The sequence below is a fragment of the Segatella copri genome (assembly GCF_024330485.1).
GTDB classification, from domain to species: Bacteria; Bacteroidota; Bacteroidia; order Bacteroidales; family Bacteroidaceae; genus Prevotella; species Prevotella copri_L.
This window is the reverse complement of record NZ_JANDWX010000015.1, coordinates 1-11,786: the sequence shown is the minus strand read 5'-3', so window position 1 is coordinate 11,786 and position 11,786 is coordinate 1. Positions and strand designations below refer to the sequence as shown.

General features: G+C 40.7%; 11 protein-coding genes and 1 pseudogene. 4 read left to right on the top strand and 8 right to left on the bottom strand.

The annotated features are described in order from the left end of the window. Positions 1 to 44: 44 nt before the first annotated feature. The 3 genes from NNC77_RS09540 to NNC77_RS09530 are packed head-to-tail and all read left to right on the top strand — an operon-like array spanning position 45 to position 1,353. Entirely contained in the window at positions 45 to 506 is a 462-nt protein-coding gene (locus NNC77_RS09540) for a peroxiredoxin (protein ID WP_254970311.1), read from the top strand. 31 nt (positions 507 to 537) lie between these two features. Continuing rightward, a complete protein-coding gene (locus NNC77_RS09535; RefSeq protein ID WP_022120864.1) occupies positions 538 to 801 on the top strand; it encodes a GlsB/YeaQ/YmgE family stress response membrane protein in 264 nt (87 codons plus the stop codon). Between the two features lie 45 nt (positions 802 to 846). Further along, complete coding sequence (locus NNC77_RS09530; protein ID WP_254970310.1) at positions 847 to 1,353, top strand: HD domain-containing protein; 507 nt, start codon at positions 847 to 849, stop codon at positions 1,351 to 1,353. Positions 1,354 to 1,459: 106 nt separating this feature from the next. Here the strand turns inward: NNC77_RS09530 and NNC77_RS09525 are convergent, their stop codons facing one another. Both NNC77_RS09525 and NNC77_RS09520 read right to left on the bottom strand, forming a co-directional pair. Beyond that, a complete protein-coding gene (locus tag NNC77_RS09525) occupies positions 1,460 to 2,182 on the bottom strand; it encodes a phosphatase (RefSeq protein WP_117727866.1) in 723 nt (240 codons plus the stop codon). 112 nt (positions 2,183 to 2,294) lie between these two features. Beyond that, entirely contained in the window at positions 2,295 to 2,798 is a 504-nt protein-coding gene (locus tag NNC77_RS09520) for a methylated-DNA--[protein]-cysteine S-methyltransferase (RefSeq protein WP_200758233.1), read from the bottom strand. Positions 2,799 to 3,075: 277 nt separating this feature from the next. Between NNC77_RS09520 and NNC77_RS09515 the strand changes: the two genes are divergently transcribed. Continuing rightward, positions 3,076 to 3,828, top strand: a complete 753-nt coding sequence (locus NNC77_RS09515) for a YaaA family protein (RefSeq protein ID WP_119238473.1) — start codon at positions 3,076 to 3,078, stop codon at positions 3,826 to 3,828. A gap of 460 nt (positions 3,829 to 4,288) precedes the next feature. On the opposite strand, the gene NNC77_RS09510 is transcribed toward NNC77_RS09515, so the two are convergent. From NNC77_RS09510 to NNC77_RS09485, 6 genes and pseudogenes are all read right to left on the bottom strand, one after another. Then, positions 4,289 to 4,951, bottom strand: a complete 663-nt coding sequence (locus NNC77_RS09510; protein WP_254970309.1) for a hypothetical protein — start codon at positions 4,949 to 4,951, stop codon at positions 4,289 to 4,291. Between the two features lie 371 nt (positions 4,952 to 5,322). Beyond that, positions 5,323 to 7,083: pseudogene (locus NNC77_RS09505) on the bottom strand (ATP-grasp domain-containing protein); the annotation flags it as partial. Further along, positions 7,083 to 7,988, bottom strand: a complete 906-nt coding sequence (locus tag NNC77_RS09500) for a hypothetical protein (RefSeq protein ID WP_153093095.1) — start codon at positions 7,986 to 7,988, stop codon at positions 7,083 to 7,085. The pseudogene NNC77_RS09505 and the gene NNC77_RS09500, both read right to left, overlap by 1 nt. Positions 7,989 to 7,992: 4 nt before the next feature. After that, positions 7,993 to 8,526, bottom strand: a complete 534-nt coding sequence (locus NNC77_RS09495) for a hypothetical protein (RefSeq protein ID WP_153081190.1) — start codon at positions 8,524 to 8,526, stop codon at positions 7,993 to 7,995. Positions 8,527 to 8,533: 7 nt separating this feature from the next. After that, positions 8,534 to 9,895: a transposase gene (locus NNC77_RS09490; RefSeq protein WP_254970308.1), complete on the bottom strand. Its 1,362-nt coding sequence runs from the start codon at positions 9,893 to 9,895 to the stop codon at positions 8,534 to 8,536. Between the two features lie 842 nt (positions 9,896 to 10,737). Next, entirely contained in the window at positions 10,738 to 11,541 is an 804-nt protein-coding gene (locus NNC77_RS09485; RefSeq protein ID WP_254970307.1) for a hypothetical protein, read from the bottom strand. Between the last annotated feature and the right edge of the window lie 245 nt (positions 11,542 to 11,786).

Genomic DNA, 11,786 nt, shown 5'->3' with positions numbered 1-11,786 from the left:
ATCTTTGCATCATAACAAGACATATAATAAATAAATATAGAATTATGAATGTAGGAGATAAAATACCAGAGATTCTTGGCATTGACCAGGACGGACGTGAGATAAAGGCAAGCGACTACCGTGGTCGCAAGATTGTGCTCTACAGTTATCCGAAGGCTAACACCAGCGGATGCACTGCCGAGGCTTGCTCCCTGCAAGCACATAAGGAGGAACTGGCTGCAGCCGGTTACGAGATTATCGGCGTGAGCAAGGACAAACAGGCTTTGCAGAAGAAGTTTGCCGAAGCCAAGGGTTTGCAGTTCCCTCTTATCGCAGATACCGAAACCACCCTACTGCAGAAACTCGGCTGCTGGGGCGAGAAGGTAACCTGCGGCAGAAAGACCATCGGCATCCTCCGCACCACCTATCTCGTCAACGAAGAAGGCGTCATTGAGAAGATCTTCACTCCAAAGGAGATCAAGACCAAGATTCATGCTGAGCAGATTCTGGATTACATCCATCAATAAAGAACAAAACGAACGAAGTGGGAAAAAGAGTATGTTAGAACACATTGCAGATTTCACAGCGTGGCCAATCCTTACGGGAATTTTCATTGGCTATATTGCCAACCGCATCATGAGCGGCGAAGGCAAAGGATGTTGTATGAACCTATTCATAGGTATTGTGGGCAGTTATGCCGGCGCCATCATCAGCAATCTGCTGAACATAGAACTGTTTGGCAAGGGTTATCTTACCAACTTCGTCTTCTGCGTCATTGGCGCCATAGCGGTATTGTGGATTTGGAAGAAACTCTTCGATTAACATCTTAAGTAGATATAAATATTGATTTTAAAAAAACATAAGATTATGACAAACAAGGAATTGATACTCGCCCAACTGATGAGGGCGATGATAAAATATGATGGTGGCGATGCGCCTCGCATCCAGCATTTCGTAAAGGTACACGACTTTGCCCGTATGATTGCGATAGCAGAGGGAATGACCGGAGAAGACCTCTTCGTGCTCGAAGCAGCAGCCATTCTTCACGATGTAGGCATTCACGTTTCAGAAGCCAGATACGGCAACTGCGATGGCAAGCACCAGGAAGAACTGGGTCCTGACGAGGCAAGAAAAGTACTATCAGAAGTAGATGGATTCACAGCCGCACAGATAGAAAGAATCTGCTGGCTCATTGCCCATCATCATACTTATCAAGATGTTCCCAGCCTCGACCACCGCATTCTGCTCGAAGCAGATTTCCTGGTGAATTCCTTCGAAGCCCACCTTGCTCCCGAAGGCATCATCACCTTCCGCAATCATGTCTTCCGCTCGGAATCAGCTATCAGTATGCTGAATGATATGTGGGGGCTGTAACGAAAGTTACTTTTCGTAAGCCTTACTGGCTACGAAGTTTTCATTATACTTGATGATTTCTTCTATAATCATAGTCGTGTAAATTGAAATGTGAAACTAAATTTTCCTATTTTTCAGGGGTTGGCTTGAGGTAAGCCATGAATTTCTCTGGCTGATAGTTGAGAACCAGCTCATCCGGGAACTCTGCTTTTTCTACCAGTGGCATAATGTTGCTGTAGTCGGCAATCATCGCAGAGAAGTGGGCATCACTTCCGAAGATGACTGGAGTTTCATACTTCTTGGCAAGTTCCAGCAGTTCCAGATTATTGGGAGCAGCCACAGTCTTGTGGCGAATAGGAGCCATAGAATGGTTGTTGATTTCAAGCAAGGTATGCGTCTCCCTGGAAACTTTCATGAGTTCCTCGAAATCCAGTTCTGCCGTACCATCGCCGGGATGAGAGATAATCTGCACGAAGGGATTGCGCATGGCATTGATGACACCCTGCGTATTCTCCTCCTTACTTCCTCCCTGCCAGCAAAGGCTATGGATGCCTGCTATTCGGATATCCAGCATACGCCAGTAATCCTCGTCGAGATCGATATCTCCCTTCGTATTGAGGATGTTGAGTTCTGCTCCAAGCATCAGTTTGATTCCATAGAGCTGGCGTGGAACACAATGAAGGTTTCTGAAATAGATAGGATCACAGGTACCCGGGATATTGGGACCGTGCTCTGTGATTCCCAAGATATCCAACCCTTTCTCCTTTGCTGTCAAGGTCATTTCCTGCAAACTGCTGAAGGCATGACCTGATGCTATTGTATGTGTATGAACGTCTAATAATGTTTTCATGGTGCAAAGGTAATGATATTTACTAAGAATGTAAGAGAAACAACTATTAATTAATCAAAATTTGTTTTTACGGATATTTAAATTAATAATAAATCACCATTTTATGTTGGTTTTATTCAGCTTCAAGCTCCAATAACTTTCTCTTTGCGTCCAATCCTCCGGCAAAACCTGTAAGGGAATGATTGCTTCCGATAACTCGATGGCAGGGAACGAAAATGCTGATGCCATTAGCTCCGATGGCACTTGCCACGGCTCTGATGCCGTTAGGTTTGCCTATACTTATAGCTATTTCCTTATAGCTTCTTGTCTCTCCATAGGGTATTTCGAGCAATGCATGCCATACTTTTTTCTGGAAATCAGTTCCTACAGGATGCAACGGAATATCAAATATCTTGCGGTTACCGGCAAAATATTCATCCAATTGCTTTTTGGTCTGATCCAGGATTGGGGATGTTTCTATCTTGAAATCAGCCTTCATATACCGTAAAAGCCGATGCTTATTGCGCTCTGCACATGGCATTTCATTCCAATCACAAAGGCACAGTTCGTCACCCATCGATGCCAAGATGATTTCTCCGCAAGGCGAATTGTAATATTGAATGTTTACTTGCTTCATTGTCTTAAACTGATATTTTTTGTTCATAAATCATATAGGTAAAAGAGGTATGAGAAAACTGTTTGACGAATCTCATATTTAACCGCCATACTAAGTAGTGTATTATATTGTTCTTTTCACGCAAAGGTAACAAATATTTATAGATTACACAAGAAAAAGTACTATATAATGCTCGTTTTATAAAAAATTTTAATTTTATAGGATTTTTCTTGGCTATTTAGCATTCTATATTGATTTTTTCTTATCTTTGCAAGTACAATTCAAAAGATTGATTATTATGCAGATATTATTGGCAAATGCCAAAATCATGTTTGAGAAGGCAGACAGGAAGCCTATCTCCGTGCCACTATTCCAATCAGTTGCCAATGACTTGGCCAAAGAAATGGCAATGATGAATGTAGAGGAATTGGCTAAGCAACTTGATTGCAGCAGCAAGATTGCAATGACGAACTGGAAGCGATATCATGATTTTATGGCTGCAGAGAAGATGCCTGCTATCCTGGCTTACAATGGTCAGGCATACAAACATTTGCGTGCCAGTTCTTTGAGCGAGGAGTCGTTAGAGTATGCCCAGAAACATCTCTGGATTACCTGCTTCCTTTATGGATTGCTTCGACCGTTGGATGGCATTGTACCTTATCGTATGGAGCATTGCGTATCGCTCGAAGCTACAAACGACAAGCCTATCAATCAGTTCTGGAAAGACAAACTGACAGATGTTCTCATCGATAGTGTGAAAGCTGACGATGGTATACTCATCCATCTTTCTACAGAGGAATATGAACATCTGTTTGATTGGAAGAGAGTATGTAAAGAGATAAAGGTCATTCAGCCACTCTTTTATGTCCGCCAGAAAGACGGCAGATTGAAGATGCAGGCTGTATGGGCTAAATCTTGCCGTGGAGCCATGGTGAGATATATCTTGAATAATCAGCTTCTTACTCCAGAGGAACTGGCAGGCTTCAGTTACGAAGGTTTCGAATATGAGCCAGAATTAGGAGAAGCAGCTTTTCCTCATTTCGTTCGTTGAATAGAACAAAAGCAAACGAACGTTATAAAAGGAAGATGCTGTATGTTTGGATTGAATGAGAGCACCCAATATATCTCATAGAAGTATCATCATTTTACGATTGTACAACTAAAAAGTGTATAGTTGTACAACTAAAGAGGTTATAGTTGTACGACTAAAGGGTATACAGTTGTACAACTAAAGAGGTTATAGCTGTACGACTAAAAGGTGTTGTCACTAGGCTCAGCAGAGGTGCTGACTGCAGTCAGCAGACCTGCTGACTAGGCTCGGCAGAGCTGCTGAGCCTAGTGGCAATGTCTGAGAAGGTATATGCTTGTACTCTAAAAGACGCTTGTTCTGACTTCTGGAAACGCTTCTTTTAACTCTCGGATACGCATCCTTCAACGAGAAGAGACGCTTCATTCAAGTTAAGGAACCGATTCCGTCAACCTAAAGAGCCGTTTCAACAACTACGTCTTAGTTACTCCTTCTTCCACAAACGATAGAGCGTAACAGGACCTTCCTTGGTAGCATACATTCTGGCTGCCGGTTCCTCACAGAAATCATTCAACACCTTATTGGCATGATAGCGGGTAACACCGAATTCACGAATCATATCCTTCACCGTGATATAACCCTGCTGCTGACAAATCTCTACAATATCAGCAAACTCCTTATCCGCCTCTTTTGGAGTAGATTTCACACTCCAATACTGTCGGCTGCAACCATTAGAGTGGCGCTTCAGTCTTTCCAGAAACTCCTTCGTGGGCTGAATTTCCAAGCCGCAGATATCCACCTCATTGGCTGGAATCAGATCCCCCTCATGATAAGTCCTTTTCCATTCGATTCCATTCTTGTCCTTATGCTTCACCATCCCCAGCTTTGGCTTGACAATAAACATATCGCCTACCCTCACCTCGTTGCCCTCAGCCAAGGCGTAAAGCGTTTCATCCTCCAGCGTTTCCAATGCGGAGATAAAGGACGAAACGTTCATCGCACAATGATCGCGAACACGCTTTTCCATCTTCTCCCTGTCAACGACATCCTGTTTCACGAACATCGGATGTATCTGATACTTACCGCTTTCGTCCTTCAAGGGCGTGCGATGCTCCAAATAATTGATTGAACCTGTTGCTCTAGCCATATTCTTAGTTGTTTTGATTCTTTAAAAGATTATGCGCAAAAATACTGATTATTAGCGAGATAAGCAATTATTTTGTGTTAACTTTGCTAAATCTGACTCATACGAGCCATTATAATCAAGATTATCTGTGTTAAAATTCACAAGAACACCACATTTTCATCATGCAATGAAATTTAACCAGTTTACATGTGCAAAGTTACGGCTTTATTTTTGAAACAACCAAAGTTTTCACGGCTTTTTTGTTCAAATAAAAAATCCCTGCCATAGGAAGCCTTTCCTACAGCAGGGATTTTTCTATTGGGAATCGTCAAGAATGACTTAACTGTCAATTCTTAACTACTAACTATCAATTCTTAACTATTAACTATCAACTATTTATACTCTCCCCAAGCCTTGATGTCGATATCCTCCAGCTTGGTGGTGCAGAATGCATAGATGAATGCACTCGCCAAACGGCTGTTGGTAATCAATGGCACGTTCAGGTCGATGGCTGCACGACGAATCTTGTAACCATTGCTCAACTCGCTGCTGGTCAAGTTCTTTGGAATATTCACTACCATATCAATCTCATGGTTGTGGAGCATCTCCAAAGCCTTAGGCGCACCGCCTTCTGCCTCCTCTGATGGCCAGAGCACACGGGTGTTCTCAATGCCATTCTCGGTGAGGAACTTGCTACTACCACCAGTTGCATACAGCTTGTAGCCATGCTTAACCAGCATCTGGGCAGCATCGAGCAAATCTACCTTCTGCTTGGCAGAACCTGTAGAAAGCAGGATGTTCTTGGCTGGAATGCGATGACCCACAGAAAGCATACTCTTCAGAAGTGCGGTAGATGTATCGTCGCCCAAGCAACCTACCTCACCCGTACTGCTCATGTCCACACCCAATACAGGATCCGCCTTCTGCAGACGGTTGAAGCTGAACTGAGATGCCTTGATACCTACATAGTCGAGATCGAAGAGGTTCTTGTGTGGCTTCTCTACTGGCAAACCGAGCATCACGCGGGTAGCCAACTCGATGAGGTTGATCTCCAATACCTTGCTTACGAATGGGAACGAACGGCTGGCACGAAGGTTACACTCGATAACGAGAATATCATTGTCACGAGCCATGAACTGGATGTTGAACGGACCGTTGATGTGCAACTCCTTGGCAATCTGACGACCAACTCGCTTTACACGACGAACTGTCTCAACATACAACTTCTGAGGAGGGAACTGGATGGTAGCATCACCTGAGTGAACACCGGCAAACTCGATGTGCTCGGAAATCGCATAGGCAATCACCTCGCCATTCTTTGCCACTGCATCCATCTCAATCTCCTTGGCATGTTCGATAAACTTACTAACTACCACTGGGTGATCCTCACTTACATTGGCAGCCAACTGCAGGAATCGCTTCAGCTCATCCTCGTTAGAACATACGTTCATCGCAGCGCCCGAAAGCACGTAGCTAGGACGAACCAATACAGGGAAACCTACACGCTCGATGAAGTTGTCGATGTCCTCCATAGAGGTCAGGGCGCTCCACTCTGGCTGGTTGATGCCGTTGTTGGTCAACATCTGAGAGAACTTGGCACGGTCCTCAGCGTTATCGATGTCCTTGGCAGCAGTACCCAGGATTGGCACGTTCTGTGCATCCAGATGCATAGCCAGGTTGTTTGGAATCTGACCACCGGTAGATACGATGACGCCATGAGGCTGCTCCATCTCGATGATATCCATCACACGCTCGAAGGTCAACTCGTCGAAGTAGAGACGGTCGCACATATCGTAGTCGGTAGATACGGTCTCTGGGTTGTAGTTGATCATCACTGAGCGCCAACCTTCCTTGCGGATGGTGTTCAATGCCTGAACGCCACACCAGTCGAACTCTACTGAAGAACCGATGCGGTAAGCACCTGAACCGAGTACGATGATAGAACGGTGGTCGTTCTCGAAGGTGATGTCGCTCTTCACGCCAGCGTAAGTTACATAGAGGTAGTTGGTCTGAGCAGGATACTCTGCTGCCAGGGTATCAATCTGCTTCACTACAGGCAGGATGCCATAGCTCTTGCGCTTGTTGCGAACCAGGAGGGCTGCCTTGTGCATGTTGCCCAACTCCTGCTCCAAGCCAACGGACAATATAATCTTTATGCCAACCTTATTGTTGTTTTGCCGGAACGAAGAGAGGGGCTTTCATCCCCGATATAAATAGTTAGGACATCAAAATTCCACTTCTCGTTTATGATTTTTAAGTCTGTATCAGCATAAATCAACAAACAACCTTCTCCATCCATCTGTTCCAAGTAAGCATTAAGCTGTATGCAAGAATCTTGAATCTGCTTCTCATTTCTAAATTTCTTCACCTCTATTATATACAGTTTCTCACCAGCTTTCCAGCCACTCCTATATTCGTTTTCTTTTTCCTTGGCATAGTGAGGCAATAAAAAATCAACTGAACCATTTGAAGTATCAACTTCTTTATAGAAATCCACATCATGCAAGAAGAGAAATTCAGCAAGATGCTTCTGTAGGGCTTTCTCTTTCCAATTATCTTTTGTTTCTATGACTTTAAATCTTTCAACCCATTCTTTATATTTTAATATCTTGCCTACTATATATTTATTTGCCTTATAAGCATTAAAGATATAGTCAACAATAGAACCAATATAATCAGACTTAAAAAGTTCTAGCCTATCTCCTGTTGCCTCATAATCCTTATCAATCCAAACGGTTTTATCATAGTAAAAATCTTTGGTACCAGAATTACGAAGGTAACGTAAATATTGGATACAATATGCAATATATTTGTCTTGATTCATCTCTAAAAAAATATCTGTCAAATAATTTACATCTTGTTCTTGATCAAATGTAAATTTTTCATCTTTAACAGGGTATTCTCTCAACAACTCTTCTATTGTTATCTTAGCAATAGGCATGGAATACAATTCTTCCATAAAAATGTCCGTATTTCTATTAAACGACACGCCTGATTTCTTATTACAATATTGTTTGTATCGCTCTTCTAAATCTTGAATATAATCTCTTGTTTCCATACTTTTATTTTTGAGTTTTTTCTTTTCTCATAATTTCTGCATTGTGTTTGTCTTGGAAAGATATTTCTACACAATGCTTATCTTCTGAAATTTCTAAAGAAATCAAGCCTTTGGAACTTTTGTAATATGTAGCACACATAGGAAGTTGCCCAAATTCTAATGTTTCTTCAAAAGATTCATCAAGAATTTCTGTGGGGGTACCATATATGCCATTGAACTTTTCTCGCAAACTGAGATATTGCTCGTACAAGTCCATAAAATGACCTTTTTTGAAAAATATATCAATAAGATATACGGTCTTAGATATATTGCTATTATATATACGCAACCATACATCCTTGCCAAGATATTTCCCTTTTAACTCAACCCCAACTTCATTTTCCTGAGTTTTCTCCGAAAATCCTTTAGCCTTTAGCTTTGTCACCATAGCTTGTCTTGTTCCTGTAATAGGAATACCCATAAAAGTTAGATGCGTTTGGGCTGATATGTTGCAACAAAGCAACATTAACATTGTCATTAACAGAATGGCTTTTTTCATACATTTATCACTTTATCACATCTTTCGACTTTGCGATATTTATTGCAGCATTCATATCCGCATCCTGTGCTTGGTTGTAACAAGTACATTCAGGATTAGTGCAAATAAAAGTATCACGTTCTATTCTATTTCCTCGTTGACCACAGACATGACAAGTCTGGCTGGTATATGCTGGATTTACATATTGTACCGCAATACCTGCCATTGCAGCCTTGTACTCTATGTCTTTCTGAAGTTCGAAATAAGACCAACGACCGAGAAGGCGTTTATGATTATACTCGACTTCTCCCTCTTGATTTTTCCCAAATCCTTTCAGACTTTCCATTTGGATGGTCTCAACCTTCCAACGAGATGCCAAATTAACTATTTCTCGGCTTATACGGTGATTCTCAGTCTGTACCCAGTTTCTTTCTTTTCCTCTAAGAATTTCAGTCGCTTTGGTCTTGTGCTTTCTCCCATGCCCACCTTGCGTAAGTTGGGAACGTTGTAATTCTCGAAATCTTCTACGAAAAACATCACGTTGCTTCTGAAAGGCCTCACCATTACCTATGCGACTTCTCTCTGGTCCATCATTAACTGCCACATAAGCAGGATTTATAACACCAAGATCTACGCCCATAACTTTACCTTTCACAGGTACGCTTTCCGCTTTAGGAATATCAACCGTTATAAGTAAAAACAGTTTTCTTTCTTTGAGCTGAATTTTTGCAGCTGCACATAGCTTGTACTTCTTTGTCTTTATACAATTATCTATGATAGCACGATTGTTACTACGATCGCGTCCAAAGTTTAGCCTGAAGCGAGTATCCTCAAACCAAGGCAAATAGTAATTGTCACCATCACATATAATAACATGTCTTTTTTCGAAACTAAAGGGAATTGGCATACCTTTTTTATAAGTAGCCAAACTTCTTTCTCCTCGTATTTGTTCTTTCTTATTCTCATTAAAGTGCTGATAAACATCCTGTTTGAGATTATTCAAAATATCCGAAGGAATATCTTTTGCATATTCGCTACTTGTTACTGCACGATATGAATATGTTTGTGGATGCTTTGGAGCAATATCATTCTTCATAGAGACAAGTTCTGCATCAATTTCCTGCATACGTTTTTTAATTTCTTCCTTCGTTGCGTCTGTTATGGACTTGAAAGACAACTTGGACTGGCATTTTACATATTCATCATTCTGTAATCTCATTAAAGATAATAGATTGTCTAATCCATACAATTGACTTACAAGGAGATTTGCCACCTTGTATAGTTTTCGGTCAAATTTATAAAATGTATTATAACATTTCTTATTTGACTCTTCATGAGTTATCCCATCTATATCTGGGATTATTTCAATTTTTCTTGTTATTTTTGACATAATCTATTACTTTTTAAATGGATTTACGTATAACACCTTAGCCTTATGAAGACTTCACACACATTTTATGTTCCCTATATGTTTTGGTTATTGGATGTTCCTCACTTTTTAAGATGATATCTACCTCGGTACCAAAGGGTATAGTTCTCGGTACGTTGGATGTACCTCATTTTTAAAAATGATATCCACCGGGTAGTCAATACCTCTCGGTCTATCTGCGTTGGATGTACCTCACTTTTTAAGATGATATCCACCCTATTTGTTACAATTATCTGTTATATAACAATTTAAGGTACTTACCGAGTGGCATAAGCCCTCAGCATAAGGGTTTCCAACAACCCCATTTGAATATTTTTATTCAACTATTTTCATTCATATCGAAATTATTATTCGCAAACGCATTTATTGCGAATGCTCTGCAAAAATACAAAAAATAAATGAGAATAAGCTATTTATGAACAGATTTTAAGGTAAAAAAGTATTTTTGCAGCAAAACTGCCCAAACTGCAACTGAATACAACCGACAAATGGTCTATTACACTCCGCTTGGCGCAAGCATCAGTGTCTTTGGAAGTGTAACAGTCTGAAGGCTCTACAGGAGAATCAACAGTAAATCAACTGGTAGTAACACTAAACCTTCTGAAGAAGTTGATGGTTAAACGAGCCAAATTTTCACTAACAATGTGTAATCTTCGTTCAAAAACAGGGGACTTTACAAAAGTTTATTCGCAAAAGTTTTGTTATTTCAAAAAATATGCATACCTTTGCGACGACAGTTCCCACCACGCTTCCCACTTGCACAGCGAATCAGGTGGGACTTTTGCTTTTTACAATTATAACTATCATACACATCTTGTTCTATAAAGATACTCCCATACCTCTCTTCCCGACTTCTTCAACCGGATAATCGGGTCTATGAAATACAGTTTGCCATCTTCATCACACAGCACATTATCACTGACATTAGAAACATCAGTTATTGCCAAATATTCATTTCCATAGAAATATCTATCCTCCTTTGTCAAGCCCAATTGATTAATGAGATAATCGTCAATCGTTTTCTGCGATGGTACTTGAAACATATCGGATATATTTCGTTGCTGAAGAACAATTCGGATTCCCTTTATATCCTCTGAAAAGCCAATAAAACGATACCTCGTTGATGGGAATAAGATGTTATGAATCAGATGTTCATAGATGATATCCTCTGGCAAGATATGCTTCATCGGAGCCTTTGCAAAAGGAGACTTCATTTTGGTGAAAGTTGTTCCGTCTTCACTCAAAAAGACAATGCTTTCTCCCGTTGCAATCATTCGTCTGTCACCAAATTTACCCCAGTCCGACTTATCTATATACAAGCCTTGTTCTTTGGCGATTTTTATCAAACGTAGGCATTCCTTTTCCTCTGCAGTTCTCGTGCTTTGCCTGTTATCTCCATATTGTTGAGTGGATAGCCCAGTCTCAAACACTCGAATATCGCTTCGGTCGCTATCTGCCTGTACTTTTCGCTCAGGCTCATAACATATTGCAGGGCGTTCCGCCCATCTCTTAAATATATAGTTGATAATTTTTCTTCCATAACTCCTCATTATTATAGTTTTTGCTGCAAATTTACGATTAAATTTTGAAACAACCAAAGTTTTCACAGCTTTTTTGATGCACCCTTAACATTTGAATATAAAGCTCAAAAATTACACTAGTGTCCCGTTAAAACGAGACGATTATTAAATAAGTTATTAATACTCAAAAATTTACGAACTTTTTATAGTGTGTTCGATTTGATTTTGTATCTTTGCACGCATATTTAAAATACGTGTGCGATGAACAAAGGCAAAACTATATTCTCTCAGATTATGTCACTTATACCAGAACGTGATTTCAAAACTTGTGT